This is a genomic window from Peptostreptococcus sp., from assembly GCF_036639115.1.
Lineage (GTDB): Bacteria > Bacillota > Clostridia > Peptostreptococcales > Peptostreptococcaceae > Peptostreptococcus.
Genome location: NZ_JAVWJH010000001.1, coordinates 439,185 through 454,850, shown reverse-complemented (window position 1 = coordinate 454,850; position 15,666 = coordinate 439,185). Strand labels below are relative to the sequence as shown.

16 protein-coding genes and 1 riboswitch are annotated in these 15,666 nt (G+C 28.6%); of the genes, 4 read left to right on the top strand and 12 right to left on the bottom strand.

What is annotated here, in order from left to right; genetic code table 11:
* Positions 1 to 2 precede the first annotated feature (2 nt).
* The 4 genes from RR561_RS01885 to RR561_RS01870 all read right to left on the bottom strand — a co-directional run bounded on the left by RR561_RS01885 (position 3) and on the right by RR561_RS01870 (position 5,775).
* Positions 3 to 1,199, bottom strand: coding sequence for a hypothetical protein (locus RR561_RS01885; RefSeq protein ID WP_332505724.1), 1,197 nt, complete (start codon positions 1,197 to 1,199; stop codon positions 3 to 5).
* Positions 1,189 to 3,288: a hypothetical protein gene (locus RR561_RS01880; protein ID WP_332505723.1), complete on the bottom strand. Its 2,100-nt coding sequence runs from the start codon at positions 3,286 to 3,288 to the stop codon at positions 1,189 to 1,191. The genes RR561_RS01885 and RR561_RS01880 overlap by 11 nt, the downstream gene beginning before the upstream one ends.
* 108 nt (positions 3,289 to 3,396) lie before the next feature.
* Positions 3,397 to 5,190, bottom strand: a complete 1,794-nt coding sequence (locus RR561_RS01875; protein WP_332505722.1) for an oleate hydratase — start codon at positions 5,188 to 5,190, stop codon at positions 3,397 to 3,399.
* A 366-nt stretch (positions 5,191 to 5,556) separates the two neighbouring features.
* Positions 5,557 to 5,775 carry a YdbC family protein gene (locus RR561_RS01870; RefSeq protein ID WP_332505721.1) on the bottom strand — a complete coding sequence of 73 codons (219 nt, stop codon included), beginning with the start codon at positions 5,773 to 5,775 and terminating at the stop codon, positions 5,557 to 5,559.
* A gap of 331 nt (positions 5,776 to 6,106) precedes the next feature.
* Here RR561_RS01870 and RR561_RS01865 point away from each other — a divergent pair, with 331 nt between their 5' ends.
* The 3 genes from RR561_RS01865 to RR561_RS01855 are packed head-to-tail and all read left to right on the top strand — an operon-like array spanning position 6,107 to position 7,979.
* A complete protein-coding gene (locus tag RR561_RS01865; RefSeq protein ID WP_332505720.1) occupies positions 6,107 to 6,472 on the top strand; it encodes a GntR family transcriptional regulator in 366 nt (121 codons plus the stop codon).
* The gene (locus RR561_RS01860) at positions 6,472 to 7,170 is read left to right on the top strand and encodes an ABC transporter ATP-binding protein (RefSeq protein ID WP_332505719.1); all 699 of its coding nucleotides are present in this window, start codon (positions 6,472 to 6,474) and stop codon (positions 7,168 to 7,170) included. The genes RR561_RS01865 and RR561_RS01860 overlap by 1 nt, the downstream gene beginning before the upstream one ends.
* Positions 7,164 to 7,979: a hypothetical protein gene (locus RR561_RS01855; RefSeq protein WP_332505718.1), complete on the top strand. Its 816-nt coding sequence runs from the start codon at positions 7,164 to 7,166 to the stop codon at positions 7,977 to 7,979. The genes RR561_RS01860 and RR561_RS01855 overlap by 7 nt, the downstream gene beginning before the upstream one ends.
* 482 nt (positions 7,980 to 8,461) lie before the next feature.
* Here RR561_RS01855 and RR561_RS01850 read toward each other — a convergent pair whose 3' ends face one another.
* The 6 genes from RR561_RS01850 to RR561_RS01825 all read right to left on the bottom strand — a co-directional run bounded on the left by RR561_RS01850 (position 8,462) and on the right by RR561_RS01825 (position 13,338).
* On the bottom strand, positions 8,462 to 9,559 hold the full coding sequence (locus RR561_RS01850; RefSeq protein WP_332505717.1) for a glycerol dehydrogenase: 1,098 nt from the start codon (positions 9,557 to 9,559) through the stop codon (positions 8,462 to 8,464).
* A gap of 764 nt (positions 9,560 to 10,323) precedes the next feature.
* Positions 10,324 to 10,782, bottom strand: coding sequence for a hypothetical protein (locus RR561_RS01845; RefSeq protein WP_332505716.1), 459 nt, complete (start codon positions 10,780 to 10,782; stop codon positions 10,324 to 10,326).
* Between the two features lie 464 nt (positions 10,783 to 11,246).
* Positions 11,247 to 11,516 carry a hypothetical protein gene (locus RR561_RS01840; RefSeq protein WP_332505715.1) on the bottom strand — a complete coding sequence of 90 codons (270 nt, stop codon included), beginning with the start codon at positions 11,514 to 11,516 and terminating at the stop codon, positions 11,247 to 11,249.
* 32 nt (positions 11,517 to 11,548) lie between these two features.
* Positions 11,549 to 11,971 (bottom strand): GNAT family N-acetyltransferase, encoded by a 423-nt coding sequence (locus RR561_RS01835; RefSeq protein WP_332505714.1) that lies wholly within the window; start codon positions 11,969 to 11,971, stop codon positions 11,549 to 11,551.
* A gap of 150 nt (positions 11,972 to 12,121) precedes the next feature.
* The gene (locus RR561_RS01830; protein ID WP_332505713.1) at positions 12,122 to 12,451 is read right to left on the bottom strand and encodes a tRNA-binding protein; all 330 of its coding nucleotides are present in this window, start codon (positions 12,449 to 12,451) and stop codon (positions 12,122 to 12,124) included.
* Positions 12,452 to 12,663: 212 nt separating this feature from the next.
* A complete protein-coding gene (locus RR561_RS01825; RefSeq protein WP_332505712.1) occupies positions 12,664 to 13,338 on the bottom strand; it encodes an MgtC/SapB family protein in 675 nt (224 codons plus the stop codon).
* Positions 13,339 to 13,406: 68 nt separating this feature from the next.
* A riboswitch (M-box (ykoK) riboswitch) is annotated at positions 13,407 to 13,569 on the bottom strand.
* Positions 13,570 to 14,163: 594 nt separating this feature from the next.
* Here RR561_RS01825 and RR561_RS01820 point away from each other — a divergent pair.
* Entirely contained in the window at positions 14,164 to 14,391 is a 228-nt protein-coding gene (locus RR561_RS01820) for a DUF2798 domain-containing protein (RefSeq protein ID WP_332505711.1), read from the top strand.
* 88 nt (positions 14,392 to 14,479) lie between these two features.
* On the opposite strand, the gene prdB is transcribed toward RR561_RS01820, so the two are convergent.
* Together prdB and RR561_RS01810 are read right to left on the bottom strand one after the other, a co-directional pair.
* A complete protein-coding gene (gene prdB, locus RR561_RS01815) occupies positions 14,480 to 15,205 on the bottom strand; it encodes a D-proline reductase (dithiol) protein PrdB (protein ID WP_332505710.1) in 726 nt (241 codons plus the stop codon).
* A 40-nt stretch (positions 15,206 to 15,245) separates the two neighbouring features.
* The gene (locus RR561_RS01810; protein WP_332505709.1) at positions 15,246 to 15,665 is read right to left on the bottom strand and encodes a CBO2463/CBO2479 domain-containing protein; all 420 of its coding nucleotides are present in this window, start codon (positions 15,663 to 15,665) and stop codon (positions 15,246 to 15,248) included.
* Position 15,666 lies beyond the last annotated feature (1 nt).

Sequence of the window (15,666 nt, the reverse complement as noted above, 5' to 3'; positions counted from 1 at the left end):
ACCTAACTAAATTTTATTTTATTATACAAATCATCAACTGAACTTATTCTATCAACCTGCAATATGTATATATTACTATCTAAATCAAACAACAAATATTTGAAATCTTTGTATCCCAATACTTTTATAAAAAAACCTTTTGTAATATTTTCATTTATATACCAGTTTTTATTGTTTTCTTCTATAATATAAGTTCTCCCCTCTTGACTAATCATTACTCCTGTAGATTCTCTAGACTCCAATCTAAATACTTCCCCATCAATACTACTACTTTTTTTAAAATATATTTCACTTTCATTAAAAGAGTATATCCTAAAATCACCTTTTGATGAAAATACTATTATATTTTCATCATCACTCTCAAGTTTAGATATATTAGATATTGGAAAATCAAATACATTGCGTTTATCTTCTAAAAAATATCTATTGCTATCTCTTCTATAGCAGTACATATTTCCAAAGTGAGTACCTATAAAAATTGTTTCTGTGTTAAAAACTAAAATTGAATCTATTATTTCTTTTTCTATATATATATCAGATCTTTTTTCTTCTACTACATCTATGTTCTCTAAAGATACTTCAATGTAAAAAACTTCTAGTAAGTTTTCTTCTTTCTTCCTTATATAGCACTTTTCTCCTATCTTTGAAATCTCTAAAAATCCATACTCATCCACTTTATCTCTACGTTTAAGTATTTTAAAATATTTCCTTGCAGTATTATTTTTTATATTTTCTAGAATTTCAATAAGAATCATTTCTCCAGATTCTCCTAATAGTAGTAATTCTTTATCAGATATCTTTTCTATATATGATATTTTGGCACCTATATTTACTAGCTCTGACCATTCCACAATATATTGGTTAGAGTCAATTTTTACTATACACAACTCACCCTTTGAATTACTTACTATTAAAGTCTCTTCATTAAAGATCGCAACAGATTCAATTATTGCCTTATTTTCAAAACTCCCAATTTTTTTAAGCTGATTTAAATATATTTTTGTCTTCTCTATGTTTTTATTTCTATAGTATGGTATTAATTTTTCTAGTAGTTCATTTTGAATAAATCTTGTTTTTTTGATATTTTCATCAAAATCCTCCAGCAAAACTCCAGTTTTTTTGATTTTATTAAAGTTCTCTCTTAATTTCTTTACCTCATTTTTATAGTCATCTATCTCATCACTTAGTTTATCCTTCATTACTTTCTCCATTTCTTCCTTTATCAAGATAATCCATAATGTCTTTTGAATACTCTAGATGATTTATTTCTTGATCCAAACTTTGTAATTGATCTACTGTAATAGTTTTATCTTCACCCTCTATACCTAAAAATTCTAAAAGTTTTTCATCTTCATGAAATTTGCTTTTCCCAAAGATAATATCAATAACATCTAGGTAACTTAATGCCTCTATTCTAGGGCGTACATACTTATAAGGTCTAGTACGAACCTCATCAAAGGTAGTGCTTGCCTCACCTATTGACTTTGTTTTAATACTCCAGCCTTCACTTTCTGAAAAGAAACCAAATCTTAAACATTGAGATAATATATAGCTCTGATCATCTGGATATGTAATCGAACTTATAAATGAATCCCATAGTGCTAAATCTATATTCTTTTCTTCTCCTAGGTTCCAATCATCTAGTACATGCAATATATTTCTAATTGATAATACTGATTCTTTCAACTCTAATTCATCAAAAGTAGACTGTTCGTCACCAGCATCTTTCCATTTACCCATAAACACATTTTGTGTCACTCTACTTAACTGAGCAAATCTAAACAGTTCGTCCAAAGTTTTTTGAGGATTAGGTATATATAAATTCCCATTGTCATCAAGTAATCTAGTAATTATGATTCTAAATAACTCATTTTTAGAGTTATCATCTTGGTCAGACAGTGATCCAATCAAACTTTGTGGAAGATAATTGTACTCTATAGTCATAAATCTTGATTTAAATGCAGGATTTAGCTCATTTGTCCCCTCATAGCTAACCAATCTAGTTGATAAGTTACCTGTTCCTATAAAGGCAAAACCTCTTTTTATTCTGACAGGTCCAACACCTGTTATATATGCCAAGCTTCCTATATTTTTTTGCAATATATCATTTAAAGCTATTAAATTTTGCATAGCAATAGCATTTAATTCATCCACTATTACAGGCCTGCCTTCTTTTACAGCTATTAGTATCTCTTTTTCTATTTTTTTAATTTCTGTACCAAAAGCACTATTTTTAGCAACAAGTAAATCTGATAGAGACTTCCAAATTTGCATTTTTATTTGAAATTGTTCTTTAATCGGTACACTTTCAAGTTCCTTTTGATGATTTTCAATCCAACCAAAAAAATTTTCACTTAGATAGTTCAAGTAATACTCAAAGTCTTCACTTGAAAAATTACTGTTTAAAATTAATGTTTTTTCAATAAACATATCCTCATAAGTAAGATTATGGGAACCTGATATAAACAAGGGTTGTATTTTTTCCAAATCTTCTTTACTTCCATTTATCAATATATTTTTATAATGATTCCTAATATCTTCATTGTTTTTTTGAAAAACTTCTAAGACCTCTTCAAAGCTAGTATTTTCATTGTCAAAATACCACTCTTGCATCTTATTTTCTAAAAAATCTTGTATCTTATTTTCTATAGTAAACTCAACTGCTGCCTCTGTCGCAAGAGCAGTTTTACCACTTCCAAGATGTCCTATAATATTTACAGGTACTCCCTTCCTAAGTGATTCCTTTATTTTGCCTTTAGCATTTGATACATAGTCTACATTTACTAATTTTTTATTTTTTTGATTTTCTATATCACTCAATAATTTTTCTTTATTAAATACTATTTTAGCAATATTCGATTTCGATATTGTTTCTTCTAACTCTATTTCTAACTTTTTAATCTTATCAACTCTGTATCTAGTTGCAGGATTAGATCTAATGCTGGAGTCTTCACTCTCAAATATAACCCTTCTTTCCCACTCTAAAAAGAACTTTTCATATGCTATACAATTTTTTATCCTTGCTATTTCTGCTTCTTTAGTTTCATACTCATTTTGAATATATTCTTTATATTTATTGTAATATTTATTTTCATAATCAAATTTCTCTATATCTTCAATTTCAGATTCTCTGAAGTAATTAAAAAAAGAACCTTCCTTCTTAACTTCTTTTTTCATAGATATATTTTGTTCTTTTTCTAATAGATATCTTTTTTCTTTTCTATAGTTTGCTCTTAATTCTTTAATTGAGGGAATATATGAATTATGATTTTCATAGCTATTTGTCATAACTTAATTCTCCTTAGCCAATACATATGTTAAAATCCCGAATTTTACAAAACGGGATTTTAAACATTATATATTTTTATATTTTATTATTAAATCTTATTGAAGGAATTAAATAATATTAAATTCTTTTAGTAACTTTTCTATATCAGTTCCTGCCAACTGTTTCTTTATCTTTCTCTTTACCAATGGTGACATTGGAATATCTGGTTTTTCACCATCCAATAAGCTGTGAGCTCCATTTAATAGGTATCTAATGTCATATCTTGATGCATATACCTCTGGGACACCCTTTTCTACTCCAGTTAGCACATATACAGCTTCCATAGCAGTACGTCCAGAGTATTCTATAGTAAATACTGTATCACGTCCTGGATCATCTAGTGTCTCTGCAAACTGTCCTAAAAATGCAAAGTTAACTGCATGTTTTGGTACTACGAATGGACGATCTCCAGCTGCTCTAGGCATAAACTGTGCTGTAATGAAAGGCATCATAACTGGAACAGCTGTACAAGAATTTGCCAATTCTTCTATTTCATCATCTGGAACACCTATATGATATAGCCATTCTTTTGTTATTTCCTTACCTGTACAGTCTCTCAATGGTTTCTTAATATAATCACCTGGTACATCTGTAAATAATCCATATACCCAAACAACTATATCTTTCTCAGGCTGACCAAAATATTGTTCTTGACGATTTATAGTCCAGCTCATCAACCAAGAAGAATCCATAGCAGACACTATACCACCACTGGCAGTTTTACCACCATATGGAGACCTCTTAATTATTTTTTCTATATATTTTGGAACTCTTTCATCATGGCAAGTAACTGTACAAGACTCCCAATTTGTTTTTTCTGTATCTGTACAGAAAACATCTGGATGACCAAATTCATCACACTGAGCTGCTATATTTCTCCATAGTTCCCAGCATCCCTGTGGTTCCTTTTTAAAAGGTGCTGGATTGTTATCATCACCATATCCAGATCCCTCTGTAATAGAACCATTTGTTATAAATACCAAATCATTTTCTGTTAGATCTATAGATATCTCTTTACCAGCCTTATCTGATGCATGTATTCTATTTGCTACCTTCTTATTGTCTGATATAGTAAACTCAACATTGTCAACTGTTACTCCATATTCAAAGTTTGCACCATGTTCTTTCAAGTAATTGACCATTGGTGTAACCATTGAAGTAAACTGGTCATGACGAGTAAATTGAAGAGCTGATAAATCAGGTAGTCCTGCTACATGATGGATGAATCTATTCATATATAGCTTCATTTCCAAGGCACTATGCCAGTTTTCAAATGCAAACATTGTTCTCCAATAAGTCCAAAAATCTGTATTTAAAAGGTCTTCTGAGAAAAATTCTTCTATAGATTTATTTTCAAGTTCTTCATCGGACATACTGACAAAACTTGCAAGTTCCATAGCAAGTTTTTGTCCTAGATTAAACTTACCATCATCATGTCTTTCACCTCTATTTTTAGTGATACGGCAATTACTATGATTTGGATCATCATAATTTGTATAGTACAAGCTATCAAGAACTGACATATTTGGGTCTTCTGCAGATTGAAGTGAACTAAACAAGCTCCACAAGCATTCAAAGTGCTGTCCCATCTCACGTCCACCACGAGCTACATATCCTATATTAGCACGTAACTCGCCATCTAGTGAACCACCTGGAAGTTCTAGCTGTTCTAGAAATGTTATCTTACTACCATCCATATGTGCATCTCTTATTAGAAAACAACCTGCTGCTAAGGATGCAATACCTGTACCTATCAGATACGCACGTTTATCTTCTATTCCCTTTGGCTTTCTTGTATTTACAAGTGCATGATATACACCATTTGTAAGTGTCAATCTTTCATCGTAAGTTTTGAGTTTCATAATAAATGCCCCGCTTTCATAAAAATATTATTAAATAATAGATAAATAACTATTTGATCTCAATATTGAGGAATCTCTAGTTGTCTATTTATATATATGATAAGGGTTATCGCTAAAACTTTCATTAGATATATTATCTTGTTTGTTTAATTTTTAGGCATCTAAGTTTATTTGTCTAACAATTCCGAACTTTAAATCTTTTAAGCTTTTTCTTATTAAATAATAAAAAACTTAAAATAAGCCATACTTTATAATTTTAAAATATGGCTTAACTAATTATTACTTATTATCTATATTATGAATTTTAAATATTACCAATTTGTAATATTTCTAAAGCTACTCATTACTCTTAGATCATTTTATTTTTTAGATATCTATTTTATTTAATAAATCCTTAAGTTCGCGAACTTCTTCATTAGAAAGAGTTATTCCCTTACTCATCTTGCTATGATCCTCACTCCACTCCCTTATATCAAACTTTACATCTCTATCATTCCAGCTAACTAAATTTAGTTCTTTTAGCCACCCTTTAGATGAAGTTGATAAAGTTCCTATATTTTCCTTGATTTCGTATTTAATAGCCATAGCTACCTCCTTTTTATATTTTAGTAAACAATTATCCATACTTATAAACTTTCTTATATTATTTTATCATTAATAGAATAATTTTGCTATTTATTGAGCTTAAAAGTAAGCATAAAATTTTAGGGATGATTATAATATTTTTCTACTATCAAAATTTATTTCAAAAAAATATTGACATTTTATCTGTATCGTTGTATTATTGTATTAATCAATTAATACAGTGATACAACGACTTATATGTATTTGGATTTTATATTTTACTTATTCATAAATATATGTTATACCACTTACATAGTCAAAAATATTATATACAATATATAGGAGGCTTTTTATGCAAGAATTTGATACAAATATACCTATTTATATTCAGATTGCTGAAATGATTAGGAACCAAATTATCTCTGGAAAGCTTGAACCCAATCAAAAGTTAGAATCTGTAAGGACTTATGCTGACATGTATGAAGTTAATCCAAATACAGTTCAAAGGGCTCTTTCAGATCTTGAAGCATCAGGTTTAGTTCATTCAAAAAGAGCGGTTGGAAAATTTGTTACAGATGATAAAAACTTGATTTTATCTGTAAAAGATAAACAGATTGAAGTAGAGATAAGAATTATGTTAGAAAAACTTTATTCACAAGGATATTCAAAGGAAGAGATTTATACATCTCTTAAACACTTACTGAAGGAGGATATATAATGAGTAAAATTTTAGAAATTCAAGGACTTAAAAAATCTTATGGTAATAAAAATGTTCTTAAGAATATAAATTTAAGTGTAGACAGTGGTAAGATTGTAGGTCTGATGGGTCCAAATGCAAGTGGTAAATCAACACTGATAAAAATAGTAAATGGGCTTTTGACACCAGATTCAGGTACTGTATTAATAGATGGTCTTGCGCCTGGTACAGAAACTAAGAGCTTTGTTTCTTATCTTCCTGAAAGAACTTATATTAGTGACTGGATGAAAGTTGAAGATATAGTAGAATACTTTGAAGATTTCTATGAGGATTTCGATGTACAAAAAGCTCACGATATGTTAGAAGACCTAGATATATCACTTGACTCAAAGATTAAAAATCTTTCAAAGGGTTCAAAAGAAAAAGTACAATTAATTCTAGTAATGTCTAGAAAGGCAAAACTATATATCCTTGATGAACCTATAGGGGGAGTTGACCCTGCTGCTAGAAGTTATGTTATAAAAACTATATTAAATAACTATCCAGAGGATTCTACACTTATTATAGTTACTCACTTAATTTCAGAAATAGAAGGCATATGTGATGAAGTGGCATTTTTGAACAATGGTGAAATTGTACTACATGAAAATACAGATGATATAAGAACTGAAAAAGGAATGTCAGTAGATGCATTGTTTAGGGAGGTATTCAAATGCTAGGAAAACTTATAAAATATGAATTTAAGGCTTGTGCACGATATTTTTTACCACTATATGCAGCACTTCTAGCCATCTTTTTAATCAATGGATTTACAATTACTAGTGGTAGCCAAAATATTTTTACAGGCATTATGATAACATTATTGATAGCTATTATTGCAATTTTTATATTTGTTAATTTGTATGTAACTATCAAGAGATTTTCAACTTCAATATTTGGAGATGAAGGTTATCTATCAAATACATTACCTGTAAGCCCACTTACACTTATGTCTTCTAAAGCAATAACAATGCTTCTATATACATTTATATCTATAATAGTATTTATAGTTGCTGCATTATTGTTTGCGGCTCCAAGTGCTTCCAAGATCAATATATTTAATCTACAAGAAGTTTGTTCTGGAATGTTTACTGAGGCTAATAAATTAAATATCAGTATACCTTTATTGGTATTTGAAGGTTTTATAGGTATGGTAATATCTACTATATCTTCAACATTGGTACTTTACCTTTCTGTTGCAGTTGCACATTTAAGACAGTGTATAAACCACAAATATATATATGGTTTTTTAACTTACTTTGCGTTTAATATTTTGTCTTCAGTGTTATCAAATCAATTATTTAAAAATATGTCTAGAGATTTTGAAACTGGACACAATGCTGCTACTCAGGGAGGACAGTATTTAGTAGAAATGACTTCATTCATGCAAAATGTAATGCTTAAAGGAAGTTTACTTTCACTAGTTTATATAGCAATTGCTGGTGGTTTAGTAATATATATAATGAGTAAAAAGCTAAACTTAGAATAAAACTAATCTAAAATAAAAACTAACTTAATATAAAAAGAGATATTGGAATTCCAATATCTCTTTTTATATTTATAGTTCATAATATTTATTTATGAACGTTAAAAGGAGAGCAAAGCTCTCCTTCATACAGAATAATTTAAGTTATAGATTGCATAATATTTCGTTACAACAACCATATCTAATAATATAAAATATCATCAGTCTTACCACATCAATAACTTCTCAACACCTTAATTATAGCAAGCTTTGTCCTTTTAATCAATCACTTTATCTATAATCATAATAGTTATTATCAATAGTACATCCTACTTTAATAGTTATCAAACTATACCCACATAATTTCATAATAATTAGAATTATCCTACATTTTTGTCATATATAGAATTTATTTTATTAAATTATTGATAAACAAATAGACCCTTTTAAATTAATTTTCACATAAAAAAAGAGCCACTCAAAAGAGTAGCTCTTGATAATTTCAATTACTTACATTGTTCATAATACTTTTTGCCTAAGATATCTGTTGCTAAAACGGCATCTCTCAATACTTCTGGAGTCATATTCCCTACCATATTATGGATAGTTTCTCCTTCTGCACAAGCTTTCTCACAGGCTATTATTACTCTAGACAAGTCAGTAACCCCTACTTCTTCTAATGTTAAAGGTAGACCCACACTAGCCATAAAATTCATTACTTCTTCTATTTCTGCTTTTGGTGCATTTTCTAATATCAACTGAACTACTGTACCAAAGGCTACCAACTCACCATGATTAGTTTTCTCACATTCTTCTAGACTTGTAAATCCATTATATATAGAATGTGCTGCTGCTAGTCCACCATTATCGGCACCTACTCCACTTAGATATGTTGCAGCTTCAACTATTGATTCTACTGCTGGAGTCACTAATTTTTGTTGTGCAGCTTCTTTTGCCATAGCTCCATTTTCTAATAGTATTTCATAGCAAAGTTTACATAGAGCCATTGCAGATTTAGATATTCCTCCATTTTCAAGAGAAGGAGCACCAACACGTACACAAGCCCTTGCCTCATAATATGTTCCTAATGCATCCCCCATACCTGCTACCAAAAACTTAGTTGGAGCATTGGCAATAACTTGAGTATCCACTATAACAGTGTCTGGATTAGATGGATAGAATATGTATCTATCAAATGTTGCGTCATCATTGTATATTACTGATAGCCCTGTACATGGAGCATCAGTAGCTACTACTGTTGGAACTACTACTATCTTTTTATCTTCAAAGTACGCTGTTGCCTTAGCTGTGTCTATTGCTGATCCACCACCTAATGCTACAACAACATCTATTTTATCATCTCTAACAATTTTTCTCATTTTATCTATTTCACCATTTGAGCTAATGCCAGCAAAAACCTCAAATCTTGTATATGCATCTGCATCTCCAAAGCTTTTTTTGATATCCCCACTACAATACTTATTTCCACTATTTGAGCAAATAAATAAAAATCTCTTTCCCAAATCCTTTGTTTGATTATAGAAGTCATTTAAGGCTCCCTTACCCTGAACATACTTGTGTGGTGCACGTATTAACTTTAACATATCTTTCTCCTCCTAGTTGCATAATAAATTCAAATTTTTGGGCTAGCCAATAAATTATTACAAAATATTGCATTACAAATGTATAAAAATCTCATTAAAATACCTTTTAAAATAGTTTAAAGCAAGATAATTATTGTTAAAAAGCTAACTCATTATCTACTATTATATACTCATAATACATAAAATTGCAAGGTAAATCGCAAAATTTTATTACTTTTTTATAATATATATTTAAGTTTTTTATTTTATATTGTAAATATATATTATATATTCTCTAATTATTGCTATTTTCTATATTTATTTACTATATTTAGTTTATTTAATATTATTGTATAAATATGTAAAACAATATCATTTTTAATTGTTTTTTTAATAACTTTGTTTTTTAAAATAATCTTATTTTTCTTTATAATAGTTATTTTTAATATATAATATTATTTAGCAAATTTTATATTTAATATTTTAATTTTATAAGTTTCTTTAGAATTAATAGCCTCTCCACTATTATTTTGACATATTAATTTACCCAAACATAAGAAAATCTCACCTTAATATCCTACTGTTATATTCTAATTTTTCTCTATTTCATTTTCAGTTTCATATCTAAATACCTTATAAACTTGCTCTTTGAAATTTTTATCTTTATAAAATAAAAAACAACAGTTTGCACTGTTGCTTTTTATAAGTTTATATACATTCTTTCTAAATATCTTAATTTCATCATTTAAATATCTTAACTTTTTTGTTTAAATATCTTAGTTTTATTATTTAAATATATCAGAAAAATCATTATATACATTAAATGCTTTTTCTAAATTATTAGCAATTTCTTTGGTATTTTTTTTATTTTTCGTGCTTTTAGTGTTTTTACTTTTAGTATTTTCTCTGTTTTTGCTTTCTTTTTTCTCTCTAGTATAGTCTAGTTCCTGTTCGCTGTCCTTTTTCCAATCTTGAAAGCGATCTAAAAAAGTAAGCTCTCTATTATCTGCAAATTTATCGACATGTTTTTTATTATAACCAAATATAGATGCATATTTATTGGCCAGTTCTTCTGCACTTGAATATCCCTTTATAATATCATCATCACTTCTTCCTCTCTCAAGTTCAAAATCATACTTAATCTCTATTTCAGATATAATTTGATCTACCATATCTCTAGGTAACCTGAATGAAATAAGTCTTGTCCTTACTTTATCTAAAAATTGTTTCTTTTTTATTTTCATTTTTTCACCTTTTTTCTATATATCCTTACTATACTTCAATATAATTTCGAATATTCTTACCTTAATTTTAACATATTGTATATATAAAATCAATTATTCGCACAATATTCAGATATTTATTCTTTTAAAGAAATATTATAACTGATAATTCATTTCCCATATATCTCAGTAATAAATTTTCTTTTTGATATAAATATAAAAACTAAATATGATACTTATCATAGACTTAAATATATCTTTTCTTACTACTTGCAAAGTATATCATTTTAATTTTTAATAAGTCTCTCTAAATAAAAAACAGACATAATTTTATGCCTGCTTCTTTCAGATGATATACATACTATCTAGATATAATATATATTTAAAAATAAGGTCTACAACTAGATTTGTTTTTTCTAATTTTCACTTTTTTTATTCCTATTTACTATTATTTTACTTACTACTATTTTTACTTACTACTATTTTTACTTACTACTATTTTTATTTTCTTTATCGATATTTTCCCTATTATATTTTTCAACATTTCTTATTTCCTCTTTTGATAAAGTTTTTGTATAAGCAATAGAAGCCGTAAAGAAAACTGCCAGTGAAATAACAAAAAATACTCCTAATGTCCTTCTCTTTACTTCTAAACTTTTTATAAATATACTTCCTATTAGTAAGAACATACCTATGCAACTAGCAAGCATTCCCGCAACAAATATTACCATAAATATCCTATTTAATGTATACAATAATACCTCACCTTTCTAATTATAACCCCTATCTATTTTTTCCACTCCATAGTTAGTTCTTTTTCGTCATTACTATCATCAATTCCTTCTTTAACTACTGTGAATTTTTCTCTAGTGTAAAATTTTACCGCTCTTTTATTATTTTTGTAGACAGAAAGTGTTAGTACATTCTTCCTACTTTTTATATAATCCAATAATTTTTTACCTACTCCATATGATTGATATCTCTCTGATACAAATATACCCGCAATGTAATCGTTCATTAATCCAACAAATCCATATATTTCATTATTTTCTTTATACACATATATTTCGGATTCCTGCATCATTTTTTTCACCATATCAAAATTGCTTTTCCAATAGTTTGAATCAATAAAACTATGTGCCGATATATTAGTTTTTAGCCATATATCCATTATCTCATCTAAATCTTTTAATTCCAACTTTTCAATCACTTTTGATACTCCTTTCAATAATTATCCTTTATTTATTTTTTCTGATTTTTTCGAATTATTTTATATATGCTTTTCTAATCAAAATAATATATTATGTACAACTCTTAAATATTTTACGTTATAAAATTTTTCATATATATAAATACTATCTTAGCAAATTAAATCTCCATTTTTAACTTCTTCATCTAACCCTAAAAGCACTATTCCCTGCTCAGAATCAGACCCCAATATACGAACCTCACTCTTTACAGATGATACATGCATCGGTGTTAGATTCACACAACATATTACCTGTTTATTTAATAGACTTTCCAAAGTATAAAGTTCTGTGATCTGTGCAGATGATTTTTTAATTCCAATCTCATCTCCAAAATCTATTTTTAGCGCATAGGCTGGCTTTCTCGCTCCTTTATTTATTTTCGCATCAATTATTGTTCCCACTCTTACTTCAACCTTGTTAAAATCTTCAATTCCAATCATAATATCCTCCAAATTTTTATTTACTTATATTTATTTACTTGTGTTTATTCAGTTATACATATGTATAAGTTTTTTAATGTTAAAATAACATTATTTTCCACACCATTTTTATTAATAATATTTATTTTAAATTGCTATCTTTAATACTGTTTTTTTCTTAAATATATATAATAATTAATATATCTTCCTTAATATTTGATGTATTTATAGTGCTATACCAACTTCCAGTAAGTATTAAAGACACCCTCTTCCATACTAATTTTTGCTATTAGATTCTCCGCTATATCATCTCTTCTCTTGCTACATAAGAATTCTGCTATAATCTTTACCTTTGCTTCAGAAACGTCTACGCTTTCTAATGATACCAACTTAAATATTGAGGTTTCCATTTCATTAAGTATCATTGCTCTTACAAAAAATTCTTTTTTATCATCACAAGTAATTGATATTTGGTAAATATTTCCATCCTCATCAAATTCATAATTTGGATCTAATTTTTCTGCTAGAGGTTTTAGCAATAAATTACTAAGAATCAAAAGAAGTGTAGAAAGAGCTGCAAATGTTATTTTACCTGAACTAGTAATCATACCGACACCTGCTGTACACCAGATTGTGGCAGCCGTGTTGATTCCCCTTACATTTCGTCCATCTTTGAATATTATACCACTACCTAGAAAACCCACACCTGTTATAACCTGTGCTGAATTTCTCACCACATCGGGTGAGCCTACCACTGTTGGGAACAATACAAACATACAGGAACTCAAACACACCAACACATTTGTTTTGATACCAACAGCATGTCCTGTCATATTTCTTTCTATACCTATTATAAGTCCAAAAAATATTGCTGCCAATAGCCTTATTGCAAAATCATAAATGCTCATACATACACCTCCTTTTCTAAATTTTCAATAATAAAAAACCACAAACCTCAACGAGATCTGTGGCTAATAAGCAGATTCATCTCGTATGAGCTTTAACTCTATGAGGCAATGTAATTGTATTATTCAAAGCCTTAAAATCGACCTTGACTGTTCAAACCTACTTATAATGTCTCCATTATTTCGCGGCAACAATCCGTATCCTCATAGTAGCCTTACCTACCGAGCCTATTTATATCATTAATTAAAGAATATCATTGTTTATTTAAAAAGTCAATTTTATATATAGCTATCTTTTTAGCTTATTTTTCTATTTTACTCATAAGATATCTTTTTATTTTTGTTATCTATAGTCTTTACTGCTTACTATCTTAAAGTTATATCAATAATTTTAATTTATATATAGATATAGATTGGTAAAACTATATCTATTTTTTGCCTCAATAACTATATTTTAATATTATTATTTTTTTCTATAGTTTATATCTTTTTCTATATTCTAGCTTTTTCTAGCTTTTAGTTTTTTCTATATCCTAATTTTTTCTAGCTTTTAGTTTTTTCTATAGTCTATCTTTTCTAGATCTTAGTTTTTTATAAATTCTAGCTTTTTCTATGTCATATTTTTATATTTTCAACACCGCAATTTCCACTTAATATTTTTAATAGTTCATTTATCTTATAATAGAACTATTTTATTATACTTACCAAATTAATAGAATTTTTTTATTATCTGTAGTATAATAAATATAATCAGAGTTTTGGAAATTGTATATACAATAATTTATATTACAATAAAAACTTGATTGATTTATAGAAAGGATGATCATGTTGAGAATCAATAAAAAGTATAGAAATGTTGTATTTTCATGTCTTGCAGCTGTATTTATATCAGTTCCTATTTCTTTGGCAATGGTAATTATAAACTATGGATTTAGAGATGGCTTTCTAATAGCATTTTTGAAATCTGCTCTAGTTGGTACCGCTATCTCTGTACCATTAGCTAATATTTTTATACCACTAGCTGAAAAGATCGTAAATAAAATAGTAGATCATTAATTTTTATTTAAGTTAAATAAAATAGTGGTGATACAATTTTGTATCACCACTATTTTTATATTATTTTAATGAAGCAAGCTTATAAATTTTATACGTTATGTCTATACTCATAAGGAAGTATCTTTGTAGTATTAAAGCTTGGGCAATCTCTTACCCACTCCAAAGATTCCTTTAATATAGCAGTTTGCATAGCCTTATTATTTGGTTCTCCAGCGTTTGATCCTATTGGAACGTGTGGAGCTGTTATTCTTGGAGCACCCTGCTGACGAGCGATTGGAGGAAGTGCAGCTATTACTACACAGCTCATTCCAGCCTCTTCACAGCAACGAGTTACTATTGTAGCTGAACGGTGACAAGTTCCGCATCCACCTGTACAAACTACTATATCAACATCCTGTTCTTTTAGCTTTCTAGCTATTTCTGGACCAGTCTCATTTTTAAACTTTTCGACGTTTCCGCCACCCCCCATAAATGTATATGTTTCCTTTGGCAATGATCCTATGAATCCTTCCTTTACTAATTCATGTAATCTATCTATAGGGAACATTGCATTTACGTCCTTATTTATATCAGAGTTATCAAATCCACCATGAGTAACCATCAATTCTGATGAAGGTGTATCAAATGGTATAGCTCTGTATGAGAAATCTCCGGATGTGTTAAATGGTGTCTGTGACTTTATATGAATTCCTCCTGCAGTGATAAATGCTACCTTGCACTCACTTAAAGGTTTCTTTAGTTCTACAAATACTGGCTTAGGAGTCACTGGAACAAATATTTCTGATTGCATTCCTTCTTTACCTGTTAATTTCATGAAATTTTCCTCCTTAAATTTATATATAGATCGAGTAATATTAGCTTAGTACCTCTATGCAGCTTAAATAAAACTCGCAGTTAAATTTTTCTTCTAATTCTTTTTCTGTAAAAATCCAACGACGTGGCACTGCTACAGATCCCTGTCCATTCATTATGGATACTTCAACGGCTGTATCATTTACTTTTTCAAATACACCACCTAGCAACGTTGGCTCTACTCCATATTCTGCATTCAAATCCGAATCATCAAATTCTAAACAATCATCAACAACCTTTATATAACTAAAGAAAAACTTTAGTCTTTTATCAACGTCTAGCTGTTCACTGTTTACAACCAATTCTTTAGGAATCTTGATAACCCCTAGTCTACCATTAAGATTTATCTTTACGATTCCGTCAGCAGATATACTTTTTACTTTTCCACCCATCAAAACTGGATTAATTTGATAGTTTATCATT

What these genes read in the sequence shown, in the direction of transcription:
- RR561_RS01885 (WP_332505724.1), bottom strand. Translation starts at nt 1,199, where the DNA reads ATGAAGGATAAACTAAGTGATGAGATAGATGACTATAAAAATGAGGTA.
- RR561_RS01880 (WP_332505723.1), bottom strand. Translation starts at nt 3,288, where the DNA reads ATGACAAATAGCTATGAAAATCATAATTCATATATTCCCTCAATTAAA.
- RR561_RS01875 (WP_332505722.1), bottom strand. Translation starts at nt 5,190, where the DNA reads ATGAAACTCAAAACTTACGATGAAAGATTGACACTTACAAATGGTGTA.
- RR561_RS01870 (WP_332505721.1), bottom strand. Translation starts at nt 5,775, where the DNA reads ATGGCTATTAAATACGAAATCAAGGAAAATATAGGAACTTTATCAACT.
- RR561_RS01865 (WP_332505720.1), top strand. Translation starts at nt 6,107, where the DNA reads ATGCAAGAATTTGATACAAATATACCTATTTATATTCAGATTGCTGAA.
- RR561_RS01860 (WP_332505719.1), top strand. Translation starts at nt 6,472, where the DNA reads ATGAGTAAAATTTTAGAAATTCAAGGACTTAAAAAATCTTATGGTAAT.
- RR561_RS01855 (WP_332505718.1), top strand. Translation starts at nt 7,164, where the DNA reads ATGCTAGGAAAACTTATAAAATATGAATTTAAGGCTTGTGCACGATAT.
- RR561_RS01850 (WP_332505717.1), bottom strand. Translation starts at nt 9,559, where the DNA reads ATGTTAAAGTTAATACGTGCACCACACAAGTATGTTCAGGGTAAGGGA.
- RR561_RS01845 (WP_332505716.1), bottom strand. Translation starts at nt 10,782, where the DNA reads ATGAAAATAAAAAAGAAACAATTTTTAGATAAAGTAAGGACAAGACTT.
- RR561_RS01830 (WP_332505713.1), bottom strand. Translation starts at nt 12,451, where the DNA reads ATGATTGGAATTGAAGATTTTAACAAGGTTGAAGTAAGAGTGGGAACA.
- RR561_RS01825 (WP_332505712.1), bottom strand. Translation starts at nt 13,338, where the DNA reads ATGAGCATTTATGATTTTGCAATAAGGCTATTGGCAGCAATATTTTTT.
- prdB (WP_332505710.1), bottom strand. Translation starts at nt 15,205, where the DNA reads ATGAAATTAACAGGTAAAGAAGGAATGCAATCAGAAATATTTGTTCCA.
- RR561_RS01810 (WP_332505709.1), bottom strand. Translation starts at nt 15,665, where the DNA reads ATGATAAACTATCAAATTAATCCAGTTTTGATGGGTGGAAAAGTAAAA.